Below are 24,554 nucleotides of genomic sequence, written 5' to 3' on the forward strand. Positions count from 1 at the left end.
TTATTTTCGAATGCCAGCAGCACGGCTGAGTTAGTTAAGTGACGCCATCACGATCTGCATCAGCCGCACCAGCAAGGCGCCGCAGCCTGCCCAGAACAGGGCGCTAAGGCTCCAGGCGAGCACAAAAAATCCGTTGCCGTGGATAAAGAGGCTGCTGTTCAGCAGTAGCGCGGCCAGTAACGTCCCCCACAGCCCCATCAGCAGCGTGCTTTTCAACGGGCTCTCCACCTGCAGCAGCGCCATCAGAATGCCGGGAAGCATAAAGAGCAGTAATTCGGGCTGACCGCGAAGCGGGCCGGGTCCCACCTGCCAGGCGTGACAGGTAAAAACAAACACCAGACTGTACAACACCACGCCGCACAGGCGGGTCGTCCAGAGATAAGAGCGCTGCGGCATACCACCCCACTGATTAAAAGTAATCCCGACAATAACCTGCTGATAACCCTGCTGCGTTCAGATGGAAATAAAAAGAAACAGTTCGTTGTGACAACGAATGAAAACAGCCAATGGCTGTAGAAGATATTTGTGATTAGAATAGCGCCGCGGAAAAGGTTGCATTTGCAGTACTGATACAACAGCACCTCAACGGCCTGCTCAAGATAGCGAAAAACAGGCCACTCTTCAACAGGTTACAAGTAAACAAGAAGTTAAACAGTGAATATTAACGTCGCAGGATTGTTAAGCGGAAATGACATTTTGTTATTATTTGTCGTTTTAGCGCTCGGCCTCTGTCTGGGTAAGTTGCGTCTTGGCTCAGTTCAGCTGGGAAATTCGATTGGCGTATTAGTGGTTTCGCTCTTATTAGGGCAGCAGCATTTCACCATCAATACCGATGCATTAAGCCTGGGCTTTATGCTGTTTATTTTTTGTGTCGGCGTCGAAGCCGGCCCTAACTTCTTCTCTATTTTCTTTCGCGACGGCAAAAACTATTTCATGCTCGCCATCGTTATGGTGGTCAGCGCGCTGCTGCTGGCACTGGGACTCGGCAAGCTCTTCGGCTGGGATATTGGCCTCACCGCCGGGATGCTGGCCGGTTCCATGACCTCAACGCCAGTGCTGGTGGGCGCAGGCGATACGCTGCGGCAAAGCATCAGCGATCCTAAACAGCTTGGACTGATGCAGGATCAGCTGAGCCTGGGCTATGCCGTAACCTATCTGATTGGACTCGTCAGTCTGATTTTTGGTGCCCGTTACCTGCCCCGCCTGCAACATCAGGATCTGCCTACCTGCGCCCAGCAGATCGCCCGCGAGCGCGGTCTGGATGCAGACAGTCAGCGCAAAGTTTTCCTGCCGGTAATCCGCGCCTATCGCGTTGGCCCGGAGCTGGTGGCGTGGAGCGGCGGCAAAAATCTGCGTGAGCTCGGCATCTATCGTCAGACCGGCTGCTACATCGAGCGTATCCGCCGCAACGGTATTCTCGCCAGTCCCGATGGCGATGCGGTGTTACAACTGGGTGATGATATCTCGCTGGTCGGCTATCCCGACGCGCATGCCCGGCTCGATCCCAGCTTCCGTAACGGCAAAGAGGTGTTTGACCGTGACCTGCTGGATATGCGCATTGTCACCGAAGAGATCGTGGTGAAAAACCACAACGCGGTGAACAAACGCCTCAGTAAGCTCAACCTGACCGATCACGGCTGCTTCCTGAACCGGGTCATCCGCAGCCAGATTGAGATGCCGATCGACGACAGCATTATGCTGAACAAAGGCGATGTGCTGCAGGTCAGCGGCGAGGCACGCCGGGTGAAAAGCGTCGCGGACCGCATTGGCTTTATCGCCATTCACAGTCAGATGACCGATCTGCTGGCGTTCTGTGCCTTCTTTATTGTGGGGCTGATGATTGGTCTGATTACCTTCCAGTTCAGCAATTTCAGTTTCGGTATCGGTAACGCCGCCGGCCTGCTGTTCGCCGGGATCATGCTGGGATTCCTGCGCGCCAACCACCCGACGTTTGGTTATATTCCGCAGGGCGCGCTGACGATGGTGAAAGAGTTCGGTCTGATGGTGTTTATGGCGGGAGTGGGGTTGAGTGCCGGCAGCGGCATTAATCACAGCCTGAGCAGCGATGGTGCGCTGATGCTGCTGTGCGGCCTGCTGGTCAGCCTGCTTCCGGTCATCATCTGTTTTCTGTTTGGTGCCTATGTGCTGCGGATGAACCGCGCCCTGCTGTTTGGTGCCATCATGGGCGCACGCACCTGTGCTCCTGCTATGGAGATTATCAGCGATACGGCTCGCAGTAATATCCCGGCGCTGGGCTATGCCGGGACCTATGCCATCGCCAACGTGTTACTGACGCTGGCGGGGACGCTGATTGTGATTGTCTGGCCGATATTGCCCCTATAAAAATTTTTTGGCTACGTCCAGAACTTTTTTGTCAGCGGGCAGTCCTAATAAGTGCCACTGCTTTTCTTTGAAATCCCCAGATTGTGGAGCCCGCTGGTCTTTTTCCTGGCGGGTTTTTTTATGCCCTTTTTTCTTGCGCGCCGCGCTGCCGCGTCCGAATCCCGCCATTCCCCTGCCGAACTTAAACCGTTGCACAACTCAGTAACAGATTAAGAGCGCGATGATGGACGAAACGCATCGCAATCAGCAGGATAGAGTGCTGTGAAATTAGCTTTTTGTGCTGATTAACTGGGCGAGCGCGCTGGTGCTGACTGTTTTTATTGCCGCTGTTATCAGAAGGCTGACCGGGTAGCGTCAGCCACTGTTAGCCGGGCTGTCTGCTGAGGAATCTATCCCGGAATGGAAGAACTGAACCACTCACTGTTTACTGCCATTAATGCCACACCAGCGTCACCTGCCTGGTTACTGCAACTGGCGACCTTTATTGCCAAAGATCTGATTGCCATCGTGCCGCTGCTCATCGTGGTGATGTGGCTGTGGGGGCCACGCGATCAGCTCTCTTCGCAGCGGGCACTGGTGCTGAAAACCGGCATGGCGCTGATCTATGCGCTGACGATCTCCTGGTGTGTGGGCCAGCTGCTGCCCCATCCGCGTCCGTTCGCCATTGGTTTCGGTTATCAGTTCCTGCATCATGCGGCGGATGACTCCTACCCCAGCGATCACGGCACCACGATTTTCACTTTTGCCCTGGCCTTTATTTTCTGGCATCGCCTCTGGTCGGGGGTGGTTCTGATGGGTGTGGGTTGCGCTATCGCCTGGTCACGGGTCTATCTTGGCGTTCACTGGCCGCTGGATATGCTGGGTGGATTCCTTGTCGGGCTGCTGAGCTGTCTGGCTTCGCATCTGGCATGGCAGTTCTATGGCGAGCGGATGCTGGCTGTTATCCATCCTCTCTATCGGGCGCTGTTTGCGGTGCCGATTCGCAAAGGCTGGACGCAGGACTAAGCTCCCTGTTTCTTGAGCTCAGAAACGTCAGACAGCGTAATTTTTGCAGCGATAGATAAACCTGAGGCACAGGGAGCAGGGTCAGAAGAGGAAAGCGTCCCGCGCCAGGGATAGCGCGGGCCGAGCAGTCAGGGATGACGGTTTTGCGTCTTTCCGATCTGACCCTGCTTCCTGTGCAGGCACGATCTTACCGCCAGAGGAATTTCTGTTATCAGGGACGCGTCAGCGTCCCGGATAACTTATGAAAACCATTTCCCAAACCAGCCGTTAAATTTCATCATCACGAAGTCAATCATCCGGCTGAAGAATCCGCCTTCCTGCACATCCTGCATCACCACCAGCGGGCGCTGTTCAATGGTTTTGCCATCCAGCTGAAAATCGACCGTGCCCACCACCTGATTCTTCTTCAGCGGTGCTTCCAGCTGAGGTGTGGTCAGTTTAAAACTCGCCTTCAGGTTCTTCATCTGCCCTTTAGGGATGGTCAGCGCCGCATCTTTGGCGACGCCAAGATTGACCTGGCTGCGATCGCCGAACCAGACCCGCTGCTGAGCAAAAGGAGCATCGGCTTTAATGGGGGTTACCGTTTCAAAGAAGCGGAAGCCCCACGTCAGCAGCTTTTCACTTTCGCGGAAGCGGATCGCATCGCTGGTGGTGCCCAGCACCACGGAGATCAGGCGCATGTCACCTTCGGTCGCAGAGGCAACCAGATTGTTGCCCGCCCCGGAGGTGTGGCCGGTTTTAACGCCATCGACCTTGAGATTAGTGCTCCACAACAGACGGTTACGGTTGATCTGGCGGATATTATTGAAGGTGAACTCTTTCTCTTTGTTCAGCGCATACTCATCGGGGACATCGCGGATCAGCGCCTGCGCAATCAGGGCCATATCCCGTGCGGTACTATACTGCCCTTCTGCATCCAGGCCGTGAACCGTCATAAAGTGGGTGTTCTGCAGGCCCAGCGCTTTCACGTAGTTATTCATCAGGCCGATAAACGAATCCTGACTGCCCGCCACGTAATCCGCCAGCGCAATACAGGCATCGTTGCCGGACTGGATCACGATGCCTTTATTCAGCTCATGCACCGGGATGCGGTCACCCGGCTTGAGAAACATCAGGGATGAACCGCGCAGCTTAGGATTGCCGGTCGCCCAGGCATCCTGTCCTACGGTAACCATATCATCCGGTTTAATTTTGCCCGCTTTAATCGCCTGACCCACCACGTAGCTGGTCATCATTTTGGTCAGACTGGCGGGATCGAGACGCTGATCGGCGCTGGATTCAGTTAAGACTTTACCGCTGGCGTAATCCATCAGGATCCACGCTTTTGCGTCAATGCCTGGCGCGGCGGGAGCCTGTTCAGCATAGGCGCTGATCGGGGCGATAATCAGTAATGAGGTAGCAGCGAGAAGCCGCAGGCGTGATGGGAAGCGAGTGTTTGTCATGGGCGTGGCCGGATTGTCCTTGTTAACGCGAAATTCCAGGGGCAGAAAATTCTCACTCAAACGCTAACCGTTGACGGCAGCGAAAAAAACCGCCGAATCGTAAAGTTTTTTAGAGTTTAGTCGATTTACCCTGGCACAACGGCCGCGCGCGTGCCCTTTCGCCTCGCTTCTGTCATCCCTGAAACTGCGTGAAATTCCGATTTTTCGCAGAAGAGTTAAGTCGGTCACAATTATCCGCTAACCTGAAAGCCAGTCAGCCGAGGAGACCGACCATGGACTTAGCCCTTTTTGATCTGGATGAAACACTTATTTGTGAAGACAGTACCAGCCTGTGGCTGCGCTGGCTGGTATCACAGGGGTTCGCCCCCAGCGAACTGATCGATCAGGAACAGGCACTGATGGCCCAGTATTATGCCGGTACGCTCTCAATTGAAGAGTATATGAGTAAAACCCTCTCACCGCTGTCGGGTATGGCTACCCTCACGGTGGAAGGCTGGGTGCGCCGCTTTATTCATCGCGACATCATGCCCCGCGTTTTTCCCGCAGCCCGGGAACGCATTGAGTGGCACCGGGCGCGCGGCGACCGCGTCATGATTATCTCTGCCAGCGGTGAGCATCTGGTGGTGCCGATTGCTCAGCAACTGGGGGCCTGCGGTGCGCTGGCGATTGGCGTTGAAATCGTGGACCAGCGTTACAGCGGCAATACCTACGGCACCATGACCTATAAAGAGGGCAAAGTGACCCGGCTGGGTGACTGGAAAGCGCTGCAGGCGGAGGAGACGTTTGACCGCACCTGGGCCTACAGCGATTCGATGAATGACCTGCCCCTGCTGGAGCAGGCCGATCACGCCCATGTCATCAACCCGGATGAAAGACTGCATCAGGAAGCGGTCAGCCGGGGATGGCAGGTTTATCACTGGGCACGCTGAATCAGCCGCGGGACGCGCCAGCGTCCTGCGCTAATCCCACTTTCAGCAGTTTGCCATTGGCCTCATCGGTCAGCACATAGAGCCAGCCATCCGGTCCCTGCCGCACATCGCGAATCCGCGCATTCTGGTCGCCCAGCAGGCGCTGCTCTTCCACCACCTTTTCACCGTTCACACTCAGCCGAATCAGGTTCTTCTCTTTCAGCGCGCCGATAAACAGCGAATTCTTCCACTGCGGAAAACGGGCGCTGTTGTAAAACGCCATGCCACTGATGGCCGGAGAGACTTTCCAGTGCCAGATCGGCTGCTCGGTGCCTGCAACATGGGTGCCCTTTGACTCCGGCACTTTATCGCCGCTGTAGTCGATACCGTAGGTCGCCAGCGGCCAGCCATAGTTTTTGCCACGACTCATGATATTCACTTCATCGCCGCCGCGCGGGCCATGCTCATTTTCCCATATCATCCCGGTCCAGGGATTCAGCGCCAGCCCCTGCGGATTACGCAGGCCAAGCGCCCAGATTTCCGGCCGCGCGCCGGGCTTATTCACAAACGGGTTATCATCCGGCACGCTGCCGTCGGCATTCAGCCGCAGCAGTTTGCCCTGCAGTTTATCGAGGTCCTGCGCGGCGCTGCTGACAAAATTATCGCCGAAGGCGATCCAGAGATAGCCCTGAGTATCAAACGCCAGCCGGGTGCCGATGTTATTACCGCTGGAGAGCATCGGCGTCTGCCGGATCACCTCGCGGAAATCGCTGAGCTGGCGATTATCCCTGCTCAGTGTCCCGACACCTACCACCGCCCCCGCTTTGCCCTTGCTGTCAGCCTCGGTGTAACTGAGCCAGACACGACGGCTGCTGGCGAAGTCGGGAGCCAGCACCACATCCAGCAGGCCGCTCTGCCGCTGTGCCCAGACCTCTGGCACGCCCTGAATCGGCTGCGAAAGGCCGCTCTCCGGGTTCCAGCTGCGCAGCTGCCCGCTCCGTTCGGTTATCAGCAGCGTTTTGTTGTCGGGCAGAAAGGCAACCGACCATGGATGTTGTAACTTATCCTGTAACACCTCAACCTGCAGGTCAGCGGCAAACAGCGGCGGCACTGAGAGCAGCGAACCGGCCAGCAGCAGAACGGTTGAAAAACGGGACATAGAGTTCTCCTCATGGGATAGCGTGCCTTAAGCGTAGTCAGCCCGCGCGCAGTGAACCTGAGGATTTACAAAAGATTAAACAGGAAAACCCGCCGCAGGACGCAGCGGGTGAGAGGCATTACTCGAAGCAGGTGTCCGGATTCTCAGACAGGGTGATGAACTGCTTGCCACCCTGGGTCAGCGCCATAATGGTGCCGCTTTCGATATCGTAAACCCAGCCATGCAGACGCAGTTTGCCGTTACGCAGCGCGACGGAAACCGAAGGATGGGTTTTCATGTTGTTCAGCTGCGCGATCACGTTCTCTTTGACCATCTCATTCAGCTTCTTCTCCGGTGAGTCATACTCACGCTGCTCGACCACCGCTTTTGCCGCATCGGCATAGCGCAGCCAGTGCTCTACTGCGGGCATGGTGTCCATGCAGGCGCAGGAAGCAATAGCGTTCATAGCACCACAGTTGGAGTGACCGCAGATGATGATGTCGGAGACGCCCAGTGCGACCACGGCATATTCGATAGTCGCGGACACACCGCCAGGCTCCGGGCCAAATGAGGGAACGATGTTGCCCGCGTTGCGGATAACGAACAGCTCTCCTGGCTCCTGCTGCGTTACCAGCTCAGGCACCAGACGGCTGTCTGAACAGGAGATGAACAGGGCTTTCGGATTTTGATTTGACGCCAGGCTTTTGAAAAGATCCTTCCTTTCAGGAAACACATTCTGCTGGAAATTCAGAAATCCTTTGATGATCTCTTTCATTATTTAGCTCTCACATTATCCATTTCATTACCTGAGGGGCATAGCCCCCTCAGTGGGGTTAGCGGGTTTATTATTAATGAAAACAAGTGAATATCAACCCGCGTTTTTCATTCACTGTTCAGCCGGGGTTACGGACAGCGCTTCGCTTATCCGCCAGTCAACGGTCCAGGCGGCGATTTCTTTTTATAGCACGGTGAGTTACCACGACGCGCCCGTTTTTCTCTGAGCCTGATGCGGGTCTGCAAAGCGGACAGGCTTTTACGCGTTTTTTCACTACTTTACGTCGTGCGCCAGGCTGAAATCGTTTTCAGTCATTCACGCTCAGCGGACGCATCGCATCCGGCGGATTGCTGCGCCGTGAGCGTAATCCGCCGGTTTCAGTCCGCCGGCAGGGTTTTGACGGGAAGAAGCAGGAAAGATGAAATAGCGCGGAAAGCGGAGGCACTGCGGCGTGAAATGAATTTCGCCTCCCCGGCGCTACAGACGCGCCGGGCAGAAAAACGGTCATGCTGGTTCAGCGCTTAGCCATAAAGTTGCTGATGCGCCTTTTTCCGTTGCAGATAGTCCTCATCGGCCCGGAGACGGTCCCAGTAAGCTTTGAAAATGGCCGCCGCCGCGGCTTTTTCTTCGTTGACGCCACGCGGCAGCTCCTTGCCTTCAGCGTCATATTTTCGTCCGCCCTTGTGATTGCTGTAGCGGCGGGCACGGGTATAGCCCATCTGGATAAACTTGCGCGCCATATCCATGCCGACAAAATCATCCTGACGCCGGTAATCTTCAAACAGCGCCATGATCTTTTCTGCCGACTCTTCAGCAATGGGAACGGTTCGAAATCGCCAGTGAGGCAGTATTTCGCTCTTATAAGGCTCGACCATCAGCACACCCTGCTCCCCGCGGCCGACCTGATATCGCTCAGGGTGCTTACGGAAGTCGATAGTGCTGAAGTCCTGATCATAATCGAAAGGTTTCATGTCTTTAGTTTAGGATCAAGTGCGTCGCGCAGCCCGTCTCCGAGTAAATTAAATGCCAGAACAGTGAAGAAGATCGCCAGACTGGGGAAAATCGCCACGTGCGGCGCGATAACCATGTCGGCGCGCGCCTCGTTCAGCATGGCGCCCCACTCCGGCGTGGGCGGTTGTGCCCCTAAACCCAGAAAGGAGAGACTGGCAGCGGTGATGATGGAGGTGCCGACGCGCATGGTGAAATAGACCACAATCGGTGAGACCGTCCCCGGCAGGATATGTCGCATCAGAATGGTCCAGTCAGAGGCGCCGATACTGCGCGCTGACTCAATAAAGGTCTGATGCTTGAGTACCAGCGTATTGCCGCGCACCAGGCGGGCAAAAGCCGGGATGCTGAAGATGGCTACCGCCACAATCACATTGCTCATGCCGCTGCCCATAATGGCGACGACCGCTATCGCCAGCAGAATGCCGGGAAAGGCAAACAGCACATCACAGATGCGCATGATGATGCGGTCCCACCACCCTTCATAATATCCCGCCAGCAGGCCAGAGAGGGTGCCAATCAGCGCGCCGATCAACACAGAGAAGAAGCCCGCAATCAGGGAAATACGCGTGCCGACCAGCACCCGGCTGAAGATGTCGCGCCCCAGCGAGTCCACACCAAACAGGTGCATCAGTGACGGCCCCTCGTTGAGCCGGTCATAATCGAAATAGTTCTCCGCATCGAACGGCGCAACCCACGGTGCGATAAATGCCAGTACAATCAGCATCAGCACAAACAGGCCCGCCAGCAGCGCCACCGGCTGCCGTCTGAAACGCCGCCAGAACTCACGCCACGGTGTCCGCACCCGATTCTCCGCGAGCAGCGGCATGCTTTTCAGTGCCGCTTCGCGTCGCCAGTTTTTCATCGCGACTCCTTAAAGCGAATAGCGGGATTGATAACCGCATAGAGCATGTCGGTAAACAGATTGATCAGAATAAACTCCAGTGAAAACAGCAGGACCTCTGCCTGAATCACCGGGTAGTCGCGCATCGTCACAGAATCGACCAGCAGACGTCCCAGGCCAGGCCAGTTGAAAACCACTTCAACCACAATCGAGCCGCCCAGCAGAAAACCGAACTGCAGGCCCATCATGGTCACGACCGGGATCATGGCATTGCGCAGGCCATGTTTGACCACCACCAGCGACTCGCGTACCCCTTTGGCCCGCGCCGTCCGCATGTAGTCTTCCTGCATGACCTCGACAAAGGAGGCGCGGGTAAAACGGGCCATCACCGCCGCGACCGCGGCACCTAAGGTGATCGAAGGCAGGATGTAGTGTTTCCAGCTCTCTGCACCTACCGTCGGCAGCCATCCCAGCTCAACCGAGAAGACCTGCATCAGCAGCATGCCGAGTGCAAAGGCGGGGAACGAAATGCCCGACACCGCCAGCGTCATCCCCAGCCGATCGGGCCAGCGGTTGCGCCAGACGGCAGAGACAAGGCCAATCGCCATGCCAAAAATCACTGCCCAGACCATGCTGACCAGCGTCAGCCAGAGGGTCGGCATAAAGCGCGTGGCGATCTCTTCGGCGACCGGCCGTTTCGACACCATCGACTGGCCAAAATCGCCCTGCAGCGCATTCAGTAAAAAGTGCCAGAACTGCTGCGGCAGCGGCAGATCCAGCCCCAGCTCCTGGCGCACCAGCGCCACCACGGAGGCATCCGCTTCCGGCCCGGCGATCAGGCGTGCGGGATCGCCCGGCAGCAGGTGCACAAACAGGAACACCAGCACCGCCACAATCAGTAGCGTCGGGATCAGCCCGAAAAGTCGTTTAATGAAATAGTTAAACATGCAACATCCTGCAGCTGCGGCCAGCCCGCGGGCTGGCCGGCTCCGTTACTTCAGAGTCGCCTCATCAAAATTGAATGAGGTATCGGGCATCACATAAAAACCGCTGAGGTTTTTGCTGTTAGCAGAGACCAGCTGCTCAACCACCAGCGGGATCCAGGGGTGATCCTGCCAGATGGTATCCTGCGCATCTTTGTAAAGGCGCGCTTTCTCAGTACGGTCGGTGGTTTTCAGCGCATCGGCCAGATCTTTATCGACCTTTGGATTGCTGTAAAACGCGGTGTTGAAAATGGCCGGTGGCCAGGCTGCGGTGGCGAACAGCGGCGTCAGCGCCCAGTCTGCTTCGCCGGTTGAGGCGGACCAGCCGGTATAGAACATCCGCACGCCGCTCTCTTTCTGCCCTTTGCCCTCCACTTCCGCCGCACGCTGACCGGCATCCATCGCCGTGACCTTAACCTTCACGCCCACCTGTGCCAGCTGCTGCTGGGTGAACTGCAGCACCTTCTGCGCAGTACTGTGGTTGTGCGACGACCAGAGCGTGGTCTCGAAACCGTTCGGATAGCCCGCCTCTTTCAGCAGCGCTCTGGCTTTAGCCGGGTCGTAGCTTATCGCCGGATAGCTCTGTGCAAAGTCGATGGAGGGCGGCACAACGCCGGTCGCTGGCGTCGCATATCCGGAGAACGCCACTTTCGCCAGCGCCTGACGGTTGATGGCGTATTCCAGCGCCTCGCGCACTTTCGGGTTATCGAACGGCTTCTGAGTAACGTTGAGGCTGATGTAGCGCTGCATGATGGATGGCGTGCTCACCACATCCAGCTTGCTGTTCTGCTCCAGCCGCTTCGCCTGCTCATAAGGCACCGGGAAAGCGAAGTTCGCCTCACCGGTCTGCAGCATCGCCGCACGGGTGTTGTTATCCACCACCGGACGCCAGGTGATGCTGTCCAGCTTCGGATAGCCCGGCTTCCAGTAGCCATCCCACTTCTTCACCTTCACAAAGTCAGTCTGATTCCAGGTTTCAAACAGAAACGGACCGGTCCCGACCGGATGGAAACCGATCTCTTTGCCATATTTTTTCAGCGCAGTGGGCGAAATCATCGCCGCCGCAGGGTGCGCCAGGATGTTGATAAAGGCGGAGAACGGCTCCTTCAGGGTCACTTTAACCGTGGTCGGATCCACCACTTCGGTGCTGGCGATATGTTTAAACAGGTTGTAGCGCTTGAGGTGATTATCGGGATTGCTGGCGCGATCGAGGTTGACCTTCACGGCTTCGGCATTGAAGTCCGTGCCGTCCTGGAATTTGATGCCGGAACGCAGCTTAATGGTGTAGGTCAGTCCGTCCGGGCTGGCCTGATAGCTTTCCGCCAGCACGTTGGTCAGCTTCATCGCTTTATCAAAGCCGAACAGGCCCTGATAGAAAGATTTGGCGACCGCCTGCGACAGCGTGTCGTTGGCATCATAGGGGTCGAGCGTCGTGAAATTGGACGCGACGGCAATCACCGCATCCTGTGCTGCCCAGGCGGGCAGTGCCATTGCGCTGCTCAACACGCCAGCCGCCAGTAACCCTTTACGCATCGTTATCTGCATCTTGTTCTCCTGTAATCCCTGTCGGGTTGGTCGCCGGGGCGACATCGTCACTGTTCAGGTCGCACTGATAACGTGGCGCGCGACGAAATGGCCCGGAGCCACCTCCATCAGCGGCGCCACTTCAGGCTCATCCCCTAAGGCATGGATCGGGCTGGGGATCTCATCGACCAGTAAGGCTCGTTCACGACGGCGGTGAGCCGGATCGGCTACCGGCACCGCCGCCATAAGTTTGCGGGTATAGGGATGCTGCGGCTGCTCAAAGACCGCCTGACGCGGCCCTATCTCGACAATCTGACCGAGATACATCACCGCCACGCGGTGGCTGATCCGCTCGACCACCGCCATATCGTGAGAAATAAAGAGAAAGGCGATGCCAAACTCGCGCTGCAGGTCGAGCATCAGATTGATAATCTGCGCCTGAACTGACACATCCAGCGCAGAGACGGACTCGTCGGCGATCACCACTTTAGGGTTCAGCGCCAGCGCACGGGCGATGCAGATTCGCTGACGCTGTCCGCCGGAAAATTCATGCGGATAGCGCTGAGCATGCTCCGGCAGCAGGCCCACTTTATCCAGCAGCCAGGCGACGCGCTGCTCCGCCTCGCGTCGCGGCATCACCTTATGTACCAGCAGCGGCTCCATAATTGAAAAACCCACCGTCAGACGCGGATCGAGTGAGGCATAAGGGTCCTGAAAGATAAACTGAATGTCGCGTCGCAGATGGGCCAGCGCGGCACCGGAAAGCGTATCTATCCGCTGTCCGTCGAAGGTCAGCGTACCGCCCTGGCTCGCCACCAGCCTGAGCAGTGAACGTCCGGTGGTGGATTTACCGCAGCCTGATTCGCCCACCAGCGCCAGTGTCTCACCGGCATAGAGGTCAAAACTGACTTTTTCGACGGCGTGAACCCGGCTTTTAACCCGATTAAGCAGCCCGCCGCGAATATCGAAGCGGGTCACCAGATCGCGCACCTGTAAAATCGGGGGCTGCAGACGGCGTACCGTATCCTGCGGCACGTCGTCGGCCGCGTCGCTGTGCAGCAGGGGAAATTTCGCGGGCAACGGCTGGCCCTGCATGGCGCCGAGCTTTGGCACGGCGGCCAGTAGCGCCTGGGTGTAGGGCTGTTCCGGTGCGCTGAACAGCCGGTCGACCGGGGCTTTTTCCACCACCTCGCCGCGGTACATCACCTGAACCCGGTCAGCCATTTCAGCCACCACGCCCATATCGTGAGTGATAAAAATCACCCCCATCTGCATCTCTTTCTGCAGCACGCGGATAAGCTGCAGAATCTGCGCCTGAATCGTCACATCGAGCGCCGTGGTTGGCTCATCGGCAATCAGCAGGGCGGGTTTGCAGCAGAGGGCCATTGCAATCATCACCCGCTGGCGCATCCCGCCTGACAGCTGATGTGGAAACCGGGAGAGGACATTTTGCGCATCAGGGATCCGCACCAGGTCCAGCATCCGGCGCGCTTCCGCCAGCGCGGCGGCATGACCCTGTCCCTGATGCAGACGAATCGATTCGGCAATCTGCTCGCCGACGGAGAAGACGGGATTCAGCGAGGTCATCGGCTCCTGAAAGATCATCGCCATATCGGCGCCGCGCACCCGGCGCATCTGCTGCTTTGAGGCACGCATCAGATCCAGCACCTCCCCATTGCGACGGCGCAGCAGCGCTTCGCCACTGACCTGGCCTCCCGCCTGCTCAATGAGCCGCATCAGCGCCAGAGACGTGACCGATTTGCCTGAACCTGACTCGCCCACCAGCGCCAGCGTCTCGCCGCGAAACAGATCGAGTGACAAATGGCGCACCGCGCGGGTCAGGGTCGCCTCATGCTGAAATTCCACGCTGAGATCGCGCACCGCCAGCACCTGCTCAGGGGCCAGGGTCGGATGCGTTTGCCTGTCGCTCATCTCTGCTCCTTAACTTTCGCGGTAGATAGCGACTTCCGCTGGCTCGCCCACCCGGGCGACGCCGCGGTACATTCCCTCGCTGTTAAACGGCAGGGCCACATTACCCGCACGATCGACAGCAATCAGGCCACCGCTGCCGCCCAGCTCCAGTACGCTGTCATGAATGACATTGACGCTGGCCTGTTGCAGCGTACGACCGGCATAGCGCATCTGTGCCGCCACGTCATAAGCGGCCAGCGTGCGCATAAAGACTTCACCGGTGCCGGTACAGGAGACCGCCACGCTGTCGTTGCTGGCATAGCAGCCCGCACCCGGCAGCGGCGAGTCGCCTACCCGTCCGGCCTGTTTATTGGTCATGCCACCCGTTGAGGTCGCCGCAGCCAGATTGCCCTCCAGGTCCAGCGCCACCGCCCCCACCGTGCCAAACTTGCGGTCAGGGTCGAGCGGGTCGTCGTGGTGAGCCGCGCCATCATGGTCCAGCACCGCCGAATTGCTATTCAGCGCGCGCTGCAACTGTTCCCACCGTTCCGGCGTCGAGAAGTAGTCGGGGCTCACCGGCGCCAGCCCGTTCGCCACCGCGAACTGTTCAGCACCTTCACCGATGAACAGCACATGCTCGCTTTTTTCCAGCACGGCACGCGCCGCCAGAACCGGATTGCGCACCCGCGTCACACCGGCGACGGCGCCCGCCTCCAGCGTGCGCCCATCCATGATGCAGGCATCGAGTTCATGCGTGCCCTGATGGGTAAATACCGCGCCCTTACCGGCATTAAACAGCGGACACTCTTCAAGCAGCCGCACCGCCTCCGTTACCGCATCCAGTGCACTGCCACCCTGTGCCAGGATCTGCTGGCCCTGAGTGACAATCTCCTGCAGCGCCTGACGATATGCCTGTTCTTTTTCAGCGCTCATCGCTGAGCGCGTAATGGCACCCGCGCCGCCGTGAATGGCAATCACTGCTTTAACCATAACGCTCTGCCCTGTTGCATCCGCATGAAAAACACTGATTTAAAATGGTTTTCATCCATTTTTGATGATTTTTGACTATAGAAAGCCTGCTAAGGGTTGTAAAGCGGAAACTGTTCCTGTGGTTATAACCTTTTCTTACCACCCTATATCATTTTGGCCCTTGTCGCGGGCAAGCCCGGGGTGACACCGATGTGACTCAGCGGCCAATTGCCACCATAATAGGCAGCATCTGAATTCACCAGGCTGGACCCTTATGGAAAGTTTTACTGCAGGTTTGATCTCCCTTGAGGAGGCGCAACAAAAAATGCTCGCGCAGCTGACGCCCATCGCCGACGCTGAGAACGTGTCGCTGGCCGCGGCGGCTGGTCGCATCACGGCAAAAGCGGTGACCTCCCCTATCGCCGTACCGCCCTTTGATAACTCCGCGATGGATGGTTACGCCGTCAGGCTGGCAGATATCAGCCACGGTGAGCCGCTGCCGGTGGCCGGTAAAGCCTTCGCTGGCGCACCCTTCAGTGGTGAGTGGCCGCAGGGCAGCGTGATCCGCATCATGACCGGTGCGCCGGTTCCCGCAGGCTGCGAAGCGGTGGTGATGCAGGAGCAGACGGAAACGCGTCAAGGGGCCGTTGTGATCACCGCACCGGTGCGTCCCGGCCAGAATATCCGCCTGACCGGCGACGATATTCAGCCCGGTCATGTCGTGCTGGAAGCGGGCACGCGGCTGGGCGCGGCGGAACTGCCCCTGCTGGCTTCGCTGGGGATTGCGCAGGTCAGCGTAGTGCGAAAAGTGCGGGTGGCGATCTTCTCCACCGGTGATGAACTGCAGCCGGTGGGGGAACCGCTGGCCGAAGGCGCAATTTACGATACCAACCGTTTCGCCGTGTCGCTGATGCTGAATAAGCTCGGCTGTGACGTCATCGACCTGGGGATTATCAAAGACGATCCGGCGGCCCTGCGGGCGGCTTTCGCAGAGGCGGATCGGCAGGCGGATGTGGTGATCAGCACCGGCGGTGTCTCGGTCGGGGAAGCGGACTTTACCAAAACGATGCTGGAAGAGCTGGGGGCAATCAGCTTCTGGAAGCTGGCGATCAAACCCGGCAAACCTTTTGCTTTTGGCCGCCTCAGCCACAGCTGGTTCTGCGGTTTACCGGGTAATCCGGTCTCGGCGGCTGTCACCTTTTATCAGCTGGTTCAGCCACTGCTGGCGAAACTTACCGGCCTGCAGAAATCGGCTCTGCCGCCGCGTCAGCGAGTGCGCTGCGCCTCTGCGCTCAAAAAATCACCGGGCCGGCTCGACTTCCAGCGTGGCATCCTGCGCCAGAACGCGCAGGGTGAGCTGGAGGTGCAGACCACCGGCATGCAGGGTTCCCACGTCTTCAGCTCTTTTGCGCAGGCAAACTGCTTCATTGTGCTGGAGCGGGAGCGCGGCAATGTGGAGCCCGGCGAATGGGTTGAGGTGGAACCCTTCAACGCCCTGCTGGAGGCGTAAATGCTGCCTGAATTAAGCGATGAGGAGATGCTGCGCTACAACCGGCAGATTGTCCTGCGCGGTTTCGATTTTGACGGTCAGGAGCGACTTAAAGCCAGCCATGCGCTGATCGTCGGGCTGGGCGGACTTGGCTGTGCCGCCGCGCCCTGGCTGGCGTCAGCCGGGATCGGCAGCCTGACGCTGCTTGACTTCGACACCGTGTCGCACTCTAACCTGCAACGGCAGATACTGCATCATGACGCCGATATTGGCTGTGCCAAAGTCGAATCGGCGGCACAAAGCCTGGCGGCCATCAATCCTCACTGTCAGCTGCATCCGGTCAACGGCCAGCTGGATGATACGGCACTGCTGGCGCTGATAGCCCGCCAGCAGGTGGTGCTGGACTGCACCGACAATGTTGCGGTGCGGGAGCAGCTCAACCGGCTCTGTCGCCAGCAGGGCGTCCCGCTGGTCTCCGGGGCGGCAATTCGTATGGAAGGCCAGATCAGCGTATTCAACTGGCAGCCCGGCACGCCCTGCTATCGCTGTATCAGCCGCCTGTTTGGCGAACAGACCCTGAGTTGTGTCGAAGCAGGCGTCATGGCCCCGCTGGTTGGGGTGATTGGTGCAATGCAGGCGATGGAAGCGATTAAGGTCCTGACGGCCTTTGGCACACCGGCCACCAGCCGGTTGCTGATGTACGATGCCATGAGTGCAGAATTCCGCAGCATGAAAGTGGCGCAGGATGCGCACTGTGAAGTGTGTGGCGATGGAGCATAGGCTCCCTGAAGGTGGCTTCAGCCTCAGAGTGATTACGTCGCGACCCATTCCGGGCCAAAAAAAGGGGTGGCCTATGCCACCCCCTTTTATCAGACGATTCCCTGACTGCGCAGGTAATCTTCATAGTTGCCGGTGAAGTCCACCACCTTGTCTGTTTTCAGCTCAATCACGCGGGTTGCCAGCGAGCTGACAAATTCACGGTCGTGCGACACAAACACCAGTGTGCCTTCATACATCTCCAGCGCCATATTGAGCGATTCAATCGACTCCATATCCAGGTGGTTAGTCGGCTCATCCATAATCAGGATGTTCGGTTTCTGCATCATCAGCTTGCCGAACAGCATGCGCCCTTTCTCACCACCGGAAAGCACTTTCGCCGGTTTCTTAATATCATCCTGTGAAAACAGCAGGCGACCCAGAATACCGCGAATCGTCTGCTCATCATCACCGGGCTGTTTCCACTGACTCATCCAGTCAAATACGGTCAGATCATTAGCAAAATCTTCGGCGTGATCCTGCGCGTAATAACCAATGCGCGCATTCTCTGACCATTTAACGCTGCCGTTATCGGGCTCAAGTTGCCCTACCAGCGTCTTCAGCAGCGTCGATTTACCAATACCGTTGGCGCCGATGATCGCCAGCTTTTCGCCCACTTCCATCAGCAGATTTAAATTCTTAAACAGCGGACCGTTATCAAACCCTTTGGTTAATCCTTCCACTTCCAGGGCATTTCGGAACAGCTTCTTATCCTGCTCAAAACGGATAAACGGGTTCTGACGACTGGACGCTTTGACTTCTTCCAGTTTAATTTTATCCATCTGTTTTGCGCGCGATGTCGCCTGACGCGATTTAGAGGCGTTGGCGCTGAAACGGCTGACGAACGACTGCAGGTCAGCAATCTGCGCTTTTTTCTTGGCGTTGTCAGATAACAGACGTTCACGCGCCTGGGTTGCGGCGGTCATATATTCGTCATAATTACCGGAATAGACACGCAGCTCGCCATAATCCAAATCCGCCATGTGGGTGCAGACCATATTAAGGAAGTGACGGTCATGCGAAATGATAATCATGGTGCTGTCACGTTCATTCAGCACCTGCTCCAGCCAGCGAATGGTATCGATGTCCAGGTTGTTGGTCGGTTCATCGAGTAACAGAATATCAGGATTGGAAAACAGCGCCTGCGCCAGCAGCACGCGCAATTTAAAGCCCGGCGCAATTTCGCTCATCGGGCCATAATGCTGTTCAACCGGAATACCGACACCGAGTAATAACTCACCGGCGCGGGATTCGGCGCTATAGCCATCCATCTCACCGTAAAGCGCCTCAAGGTCACCGACCTTATACCCCTCTTCTTCGCTCATTTCTGGCAAAGAATAAATACGGTCGCGCTCCTGCTTAACTTCCCATAATTCATGGTGACCCATGATCACGGTGTCCAGCACGCTGAATTGTTCAAAGGCGAACTGATCCTGACGCAGCTTACCGATACGCTCGTTGGGATCGTAAGAGACGTTGCCGGCTGAAGGCACCAGATCGCCACCCAAAATCTTCATGAAGGTGGATTTTCCGCTGCCGTTCGCACCGATTAAACCGTAACGATTACCGCCGCCAAATTTAACGGAGATATTCTCGAACAGTGGCTTACTGCCAAACTGCATGGTGATATTGCTGCTAACTAACACGGCATTGACCTTTGTGAAGAGAGTGGATGAAAAAACGGCGGCTATTATGCCAGATGTGACGCAGCGCACGCCAGCGTCAGGGATGGATTGCCGGCCGGGTGATTGATATCCCGACAGAAATAAAAAAAGCCGGCAGGCCATCATGGCCCCCGGCTCCCACTTACAAGGATTGTGTCGATCAATCGATCAGGAAGCTGTCCAGGCTTTTACCGGAATCCAGCGCTTTTTTAATCGCTGCCGGGGTACGGCCCTGGCCAGTCCAGGATTTCTGCTCACCGTTTTCATCGGTGTAAGTATATTTAGCCGGACGCGGCGCACGCTTGGTGCGTTTTTTTCCGCTTTCCAGGGCACCTAATAATTCATTAGGATCGATGCCGTCAGCCAGCAGCATTTCGCGATATTTAGAGAGCTTTTCTTCTTTTTCGCGATTCTGCGTCTCTTCTGCTTCAGCTTCTTCGCGGCGCTCAGTCACAACAACAGTTAATTTTTCCAGGATCTCTTCAAGATCGGTCAGTGGCAGTTCACGAGCCTGGGCACGTAATGTGCGAATATTGTTCAGTACCTTAAATGCGTCACTCATCACAATGTCCTTGATTAAGGGGGGTTAATAAAACTGTAGCGGCAAGATTACCTAATTCAAATAAAAAAATAAATTATTTTTACGCCCCAGATAATTCTTAAGTATTAATTATGCCGAAATATGGCTTTTAAAATCGGACCCGCCTGAGGTTTATTAACGATGAATTAACAACAAACCGGGCCTGTGTCCCTGTATTGAAAACGATTTCAGCCGGACGATACCGCCTGCAGAGGCATAACCGCATCTGTGAAAGCGTGCAGGTTCAGGCCCGTTATTTCCGGTTTACCGCCCATGCTCTGGCGATAAAAAAAGGCCGGAAAGGCTACCTCTGTCACAATAGTTTACAGTTCATGATTAAAAATTGCCCTTCTCATCGGGCAATAACGTTAAAGAATTATCGCCCTATTCGATTTTATTATGACAGTCGCGACGTTCCCGGCATGTTTTACCGCTGCGTTTTTCAGCAGCGTCAGATTATTCGCAGAGAAGAGCGTTGAACAACAGCGGTCGCGTTCTGCAGACGCTGGCGAATTGTCATGCGCGTTCTGAGTGGCATTAAAAAAGCATCCTGAAATAAACGCAGAAAGGTGATGCAGCTCAAAATCTTAAATTGAACTGATGCCAGCTACATAAATAATAACGCCCTGACCGCTGCGCAGATAATAGCCCTGCTGTCAGGCCTGTTTTATTTTCGGCCATTTTATCCTGACGAATTCCGGCAACGATTGCCGCTGATTCAATGAGTTAGATTATCGGTAAAGGGAGATGGCGGGCTGACCGCGCAGCGGAGAGGGATAAGCAGGCAGTCACGGCAGCAGCGCCGCGACCGCCTGAGAACTAATTGGCCTGAGTGGCCGGACCGAAGACGGAGTAGTGCGGCATCTCAACAGTCTGGTATGTTTCCCAGCCGCCGCCCAGTGCTTTATAGAGCGCCACCAGATCGAGCGCGCTCTGCATCCGTGCCTGGGTTGCCTGCTCCTGTGCCTGTGCCAGCTGGCGCTGTGCATCCAGCACCTCCAGGAAGGTGGAGAGCCCCTGACGATAGCTGTCGCTGGCGAGATCAAAGGCACGCTGAAGAGCACCGGTTGTCTCATCCAGCGCGGTGACGCGCTGCTGATCGGCGCGATAGCTGACCAGCGCATTCTCCACATCCTGCAGCGCCGTCAGCACCGTCTGGCGATAATCCAGTGCGGCACTCGCCTGCTGTGCCCGCGCCAGCTTCACGCTCGACACCAGCTGTCCGCCCTGGAAAATCGGAATCGATAACGAGGGGCCAAAGCTGTAGAAATGGCTGCTCCAGTTATCCAGGTAGCTGACGTCCGTGTTACGCACGCCCAGCTGGCCGGTCAGCGACAGGCTCGGGAAAAGCTGCGCGACAGAGACGCCAATTTCCGCGGTCTGCGCGTGCAGTGTCGCTTCAGCCTGACGAATATCAGGACGACGGCGCGCCAGCGTTGAAGGGATACCCACCTGCACAAACTGAGGCAGCGGCGGCAACGGTTTCGGCGTACTGAGTTCCGCATCCAGCGCGCCCGGCGTCTTGCCGAGCAGCACCGCCAGGCCGTTCATCGCCTGCCGCGCCTGCGACTGATACTGCGGCAGTTGCGCCTGCAGCGTGCTCAGCTGGGCCCGGGCATTCTCTACGTCGGTCAGCGGCGCCAGACCATTACGCTGCTGGCTCTGCGTCAGCTCGGTCGTCTGCTGCGCCACGCTGATCTGCTGCTCCAGCGTCTGGATGGTGCTCTGCGCCCCGCGCAGCTGTAGCCAGGCGCGCGCCACTTCCGCTTCCAGTGAGACCAGCGCATCATTGCGCTGCTCAATCGCCGCCTGCTGCTGGGCAGTGGCAGCCTCAACCTGACGGCGCACTTTGCCCCACAGATCCAGTTCCCAGCTCGCATCGAAGCTGCCCTGGTAGAGATTGACCGGCTGGGTCAGGCCGTTGAGCTGACTGGCTACGTTACTGTCGAGCTGATCGGTGGCCCCATTGGCTTTCAGCAAGCCTTCCAGACCGAGCTGCTGACGCGTCACTTTGGCCGAACCGCTCAGGCTGGGTAACAGGCTACCCTGGGCCTGTGTCAGCTGTTCGCGTGCCCCGGCAATACGCAGTACCGTCTGCTGCAGGCTCAGGTTGCCTGCTACCGCCCGCTCAATCAGGCTGTCGAGCTGCGGATCGTTAAAGCTTCGCCACCAGCGGGAGTTAATCGCGGCGCTTTGGGGTACGGATGCCTCCTGCGACGCCATGGCGTTAAAACTGCCCGGCACGGCCGGTTTTGGCGCCTGATAGTCAGGCCCGACGGCGCAACCCGCCAGGGCAAGAGCCAGCAGTAAACTCACGGGTTTCAGGCGATGAGAGTAAAAAACCTTCATGTTAGTGTGCTCCTGCACTGCCTTCGCTCTTAATCGGCGACAGCAGCCAACAAAATGGAATCAAAATCAGGGCGACAATACTCAGGCCTGAGAAGACATCGATATAAGCGAGAATGCGCGACTGCGCGATCATCTCCTGATAAAGCTGACCGGTTGCCAGCGTAACGGGATCGCCAACCGCCGAAGTAAAGTCGCGTATCGCCTGCGCCCAGTGCTGCAGCGTGATGTTGAATTGCTCGTTCAGCGGCGTCATGTTGTGCACCATGTGCGCCGAGCGAACCTGCTCGCGCTCGGTAATGGCCGCGGTCGAGAGCGAAATCCCGATCGATCCGGCCACGTTGCGGAACATGGTAAACAGCGCCGAGGCGTCCGCATTAAGTCGCTGCGGAATGGTGACAAACGCGATGGTGGTCAGCGGAACAAACAGGAAGCCCAGCCCGATCGACTGCGCGCTGCGCATCATCACCAGCGTGGCAAAATCGACATTCGGTGCCAGGGTGGCGGAGTAGAAAAACGCTACCGCCAGACAGCTGAAGCCAAAGGCGATGATGTAACGCGTCTGAACAATCGGCATCAGCTTCAGCACCAGCGGGATCGTCAGCACGATCAGCACCGCACCGGGCGACAGCACCAGACCTGACCAGGTGGCGGTGTAACCCAGGTCCTGCTGCGCCAGCTGAGGCAGCACGACAGAGCTGCCATAGAGGATCATCGCCATACCCGCCATCAGCAAACCCGCTACCCAGAAGTTGCGATCCTTCATCACCAGGATATCGACCACCGGTTTACGGGCATACATCAGCCAGTAGACGGCCCCGACGATGCCGACCAGCGCCAGAATAGCGAACAGCACGATAAAGTGAGAGGCAAACCAGTCCTCATCTTCCCCGCGATCCAGCATCACCTGCAGGCAACCCAGCCCCAGGGTAATCAGGCTGATACCGATGTAATCGATCTTAAGTTTGCCTTTGGCCCATTTGCGCTCCCACGGTGGATCTTCCAGCAGCTGATAGATTGCCAGCACGGTCAGCACCCCGACCGGGATGTTGATAAAGAACACCCAGCGCCAGCTGTAGTTATCCGTAATCCAGCCACCCAGCGTCGGGCCAATCACCGGCGCAACGATGATGGCGATAGAGGAGAGACCAAAGGCTTTGCCGCGATCTTCCGCTTTAAAGTAGTCGAGCAGCACAGACTGCTGAACCGGCTGTAAGCCGCCGCCGAAAAAGCCCTGCAGGACGCGGAACAGAATGATCTGCCACAGTTCGGTGGCGATACCGCACAGGAACGAACAGATAGTAAACATCACGATGCAGATCAGGAAAAACTGTTTGCGGCCAAACAGACGGCTGAAGAATGCAGAGATAGGCAGCACGATGCCGTTCGCCACCAGATAGGAGGTCAGTACCCAGGTTGACTCATCGTAACTGGAGGAGAGTGAACCGGCGATATGCGGCAGCGCCACGTTGACGATGGTGGTGTCGAGGATCTCCATAAACACCGCCAGCGTCACCGTGATCGCCACTAACCACGGATTGCTGGCAGGTTTCCAGCTCTGCGCCGTACTCATTCCACCGTCACCTTGGGTTCAACAGAGAGACCCAGTGGCAATGGATGGTTGGGATCGAGCCCTTTATCAATCACGATTTTAACCGGCACGCGCTGCACGATTTTCACGTAGTTGCCGGTGGCGTTTTCTGACGGGAAGGTCGAAAAGCGTGAACCGGAGCCCATCTGAATGCTGTCGACATGCCCTTCCAGCTTCATATCCGGCCAGGCATCGACGCTGATTTCAACTTTATCGCCCGGATTCATGCGCTCAAGCTGAGACTCTTTAAAGTTTGCGGTGATCCATATGTCCGGAGAGACCAGCGAGAACAGCGAAGAGCCAGCCTGCACCAGAGTACCCAGCTGAACATTGCGCTTGGTGATGAAGCCATCATAGGGCGCACGAACCTGGGTATAGGAGAGATTAAGGTCAGCCGTGCTGAGCTGCGCTTTTGCCTGCTCAACCTGCTGCTGACGCGCTTCAACATTGGTTTCCTGCTGACGAATCTGCAGGGCAACCTGTGACGCGACTTCAACCTGCGCTTTAGCGCTCTGTAACTGCGCCTGCGCCGAGCGTAACTGCGCCGAGGCGCTGTCGATATTGCGCTGACTGGTAGCACGCGGGTCGACGCCGCGCTGGCGACGGTAATCGGCCTGGGCGTTCAGCAGGTTAGCTTCCGCTTTCGCCTGGTCCGCCAGCGCCTGATCGCGCTGAGCCGGATACTGAACCCGGGACAGGGCCAGCTGCGCCTGCGCCTGATGAAGCTGCGCGACAGCTAAACCGAGCTGCGCCTGCGCCTGTTCACGCTGGGCGCGGTTGTCGCTGGGGTCGATTTCCACCAGCAGATCGCCCTTCTTCACCCGCTGGTTATCGTTTACCAGCAGCTTCACCACATAACCGGACGCTTTCGGCGCAATGGTCACCGCATCGCCTTCGGTAAAGGCGTCGTCGGTGGTTTCAATATTGCGGGTCGTAAACCAGAACCAGAATCCAACGATCAGCATGATCACTACCACGACCGCCAGAATAATCAGCGGCTTTTTACCGGGGCGTTTGCGTTCTGGCTGCTGGTCGTTGTCCTTGTTTTCATCTGACTGACGGTTTTTATCCGTCGCGTTATCGGCATCCTGCTGGTGTTGATCGTGTTGGTTGTTCTCGCTCATAGTTCCCATCACTGGCTAAGGCCCTGATTCCGGGCATAAAGGTCTAGTTAACCTTATATCGGAACCTGACAAAATCCAGCGCAACTTTACGAAA

The 24,554-nt window shown here is 57.1% G+C and carries 21 protein-coding genes; 5 read left to right on the top strand and 16 right to left on the bottom strand.

The features are described 5' to 3' along the window. Window positions 1–30: 30 nt before the first annotated feature. On the bottom strand, window positions 31–396 hold the full coding sequence (ybjM, locus tag OJ965_RS14915; RefSeq protein ID WP_150029747.1) for an inner membrane protein YbjM: 366 nt from the start codon (window positions 394–396) through the stop codon (window positions 31–33). A gap of 258 nt (window positions 397–654) precedes the next feature. On the opposite strand from ybjM, the gene OJ965_RS14920 reads away from it, so the two are divergent. Continuing rightward, complete coding sequence (locus OJ965_RS14920) at window positions 655–2,343, top strand: aspartate:alanine antiporter (protein WP_009091191.1); 1,689 nt, start codon at window positions 655–657, stop codon at window positions 2,341–2,343. On the opposite strand, the gene OJ965_RS14925 is transcribed toward OJ965_RS14920, so the two are convergent. Beyond that, window positions 2,338–2,511, bottom strand: a complete 174-nt coding sequence (locus tag OJ965_RS14925) for a hypothetical protein (protein WP_158000255.1) — start codon at window positions 2,509–2,511, stop codon at window positions 2,338–2,340. The two genes, OJ965_RS14920 and OJ965_RS14925, sit on opposite strands and share 6 nt — an antisense overlap. A gap of 231 nt (window positions 2,512–2,742) precedes the next feature. Here OJ965_RS14925 and ybjG point away from each other — a divergent pair, with 231 nt between their 5' ends. Then, on the top strand, window positions 2,743–3,348 hold the full coding sequence (ybjG, locus tag OJ965_RS14930) for an undecaprenyl-diphosphate phosphatase (protein ID WP_046101501.1): 606 nt from the start codon (window positions 2,743–2,745) through the stop codon (window positions 3,346–3,348). 239 nt (window positions 3,349–3,587) lie between these two features. On the opposite strand, the gene OJ965_RS14935 is transcribed toward ybjG, so the two are convergent. After that, complete coding sequence (locus OJ965_RS14935) at window positions 3,588–4,790, bottom strand: serine hydrolase (RefSeq protein WP_265136713.1); 1,203 nt, start codon at window positions 4,788–4,790, stop codon at window positions 3,588–3,590. A gap of 272 nt (window positions 4,791–5,062) precedes the next feature. Here OJ965_RS14935 and OJ965_RS14940 point away from each other — a divergent pair, with 272 nt between their 5' ends. After that, window positions 5,063–5,719 (top strand): HAD family hydrolase, encoded by a 657-nt coding sequence (locus tag OJ965_RS14940; RefSeq protein ID WP_058957694.1) that lies wholly within the window; start codon window positions 5,063–5,065, stop codon window positions 5,717–5,719. A gap of 1 nt (window position 5,720) precedes the next feature. Here the strand turns inward: OJ965_RS14940 and OJ965_RS14945 are convergent, their stop codons facing one another. The 8 genes from OJ965_RS14945 to OJ965_RS14980 all read right to left on the bottom strand — a co-directional run bounded on the left by OJ965_RS14945 (window position 5,721) and on the right by OJ965_RS14980 (window position 14,871). Beyond that, window positions 5,721–6,857 (bottom strand): PQQ-dependent sugar dehydrogenase, encoded by a 1,137-nt coding sequence (locus OJ965_RS14945; protein WP_058957695.1) that lies wholly within the window; start codon window positions 6,855–6,857, stop codon window positions 5,721–5,723. 118 nt (window positions 6,858–6,975) lie between these two features. After that, window positions 6,976–7,611, bottom strand: a complete 636-nt coding sequence (locus OJ965_RS14950) for a carbonic anhydrase (protein WP_009091197.1) — start codon at window positions 7,609–7,611, stop codon at window positions 6,976–6,978. A 521-nt stretch (window positions 7,612–8,132) separates the two neighbouring features. Further along, window positions 8,133–8,582: a DUF4385 domain-containing protein gene (locus tag OJ965_RS14955; RefSeq protein WP_009091198.1), complete on the bottom strand. Its 450-nt coding sequence runs from the start codon at window positions 8,580–8,582 to the stop codon at window positions 8,133–8,135. Then, a complete protein-coding gene (gene gsiD / locus OJ965_RS14960; protein ID WP_009091199.1) occupies window positions 8,579–9,484 on the bottom strand; it encodes a glutathione ABC transporter permease GsiD in 906 nt (301 codons plus the stop codon). Before gsiD ends, OJ965_RS14955 begins: the two co-directional genes overlap by 4 nt. Next, window positions 9,481–10,410, bottom strand: coding sequence for a glutathione ABC transporter permease GsiC (gene gsiC / locus OJ965_RS14965; protein ID WP_009091200.1), 930 nt, complete (start codon window positions 10,408–10,410; stop codon window positions 9,481–9,483). The genes gsiD and gsiC overlap by 4 nt, the downstream gene beginning before the upstream one ends. 45 nt (window positions 10,411–10,455) lie before the next feature. Continuing rightward, a complete protein-coding gene (gene gsiB / locus OJ965_RS14970; protein ID WP_265136722.1) occupies window positions 10,456–11,991 on the bottom strand; it encodes a glutathione ABC transporter substrate-binding protein GsiB in 1,536 nt (511 codons plus the stop codon). Window positions 11,992–12,045: 54 nt separating this feature from the next. Beyond that, window positions 12,046–13,902 (bottom strand): glutathione ABC transporter ATP-binding protein GsiA, encoded by a 1,857-nt coding sequence (gene gsiA / locus OJ965_RS14975; RefSeq protein WP_265136724.1) that lies wholly within the window; start codon window positions 13,900–13,902, stop codon window positions 12,046–12,048. Window positions 13,903–13,911: 9 nt separating this feature from the next. Beyond that, window positions 13,912–14,871, bottom strand: coding sequence for an isoaspartyl peptidase/L-asparaginase family protein (locus OJ965_RS14980; RefSeq protein ID WP_265136726.1), 960 nt, complete (start codon window positions 14,869–14,871; stop codon window positions 13,912–13,914). A gap of 253 nt (window positions 14,872–15,124) precedes the next feature. Between OJ965_RS14980 and moeA the strand changes: the two genes are divergently transcribed. Both moeA and moeB read left to right on the top strand, forming a co-directional pair. After that, window positions 15,125–16,360, top strand: a complete 1,236-nt coding sequence (gene moeA, locus OJ965_RS14985; protein ID WP_265136728.1) for a molybdopterin molybdotransferase MoeA — start codon at window positions 15,125–15,127, stop codon at window positions 16,358–16,360. After that, window positions 16,361–17,119: a molybdopterin-synthase adenylyltransferase MoeB gene (gene moeB / locus OJ965_RS14990; RefSeq protein ID WP_111208980.1), complete on the top strand. Its 759-nt coding sequence runs from the start codon at window positions 16,361–16,363 to the stop codon at window positions 17,117–17,119. A gap of 89 nt (window positions 17,120–17,208) precedes the next feature. Here moeB and OJ965_RS14995 read toward each other — a convergent pair whose 3' ends face one another. The 5 genes from OJ965_RS14995 to OJ965_RS15015 form a co-directional block, all read right to left on the bottom strand. Continuing rightward, entirely contained in the window at window positions 17,209–18,801 is a 1,593-nt protein-coding gene (locus OJ965_RS14995) for an ABC-F family ATPase (RefSeq protein WP_265136731.1), read from the bottom strand. A gap of 178 nt (window positions 18,802–18,979) precedes the next feature. Continuing rightward, complete coding sequence (locus tag OJ965_RS15000) at window positions 18,980–19,381, bottom strand: H-NS family histone-like protein (protein WP_009091208.1); 402 nt, start codon at window positions 19,379–19,381, stop codon at window positions 18,980–18,982. An 837-nt stretch (window positions 19,382–20,218) separates the two neighbouring features. Next, window positions 20,219–21,748, bottom strand: coding sequence for an efflux transporter outer membrane subunit (locus OJ965_RS15005; protein ID WP_154927923.1), 1,530 nt, complete (start codon window positions 21,746–21,748; stop codon window positions 20,219–20,221). A gap of 1 nt (window position 21,749) precedes the next feature. Then, window positions 21,750–23,318 (bottom strand): DHA2 family efflux MFS transporter permease subunit, encoded by a 1,569-nt coding sequence (locus OJ965_RS15010; RefSeq protein ID WP_009091213.1) that lies wholly within the window; start codon window positions 23,316–23,318, stop codon window positions 21,750–21,752. Further along, window positions 23,315–24,460, bottom strand: coding sequence for an HlyD family secretion protein (locus OJ965_RS15015; RefSeq protein WP_009091215.1), 1,146 nt, complete (start codon window positions 24,458–24,460; stop codon window positions 23,315–23,317). Before OJ965_RS15015 ends, OJ965_RS15010 begins: the two co-directional genes overlap by 4 nt. Between the last annotated feature and the right edge of the window lie 94 nt (window positions 24,461–24,554).

Source organism: Pantoea anthophila (genome assembly GCF_026104315.1).
Classification (GTDB): Bacteria; Pseudomonadota; Gammaproteobacteria; order Enterobacterales; family Enterobacteriaceae; genus Pantoea; species Pantoea anthophila.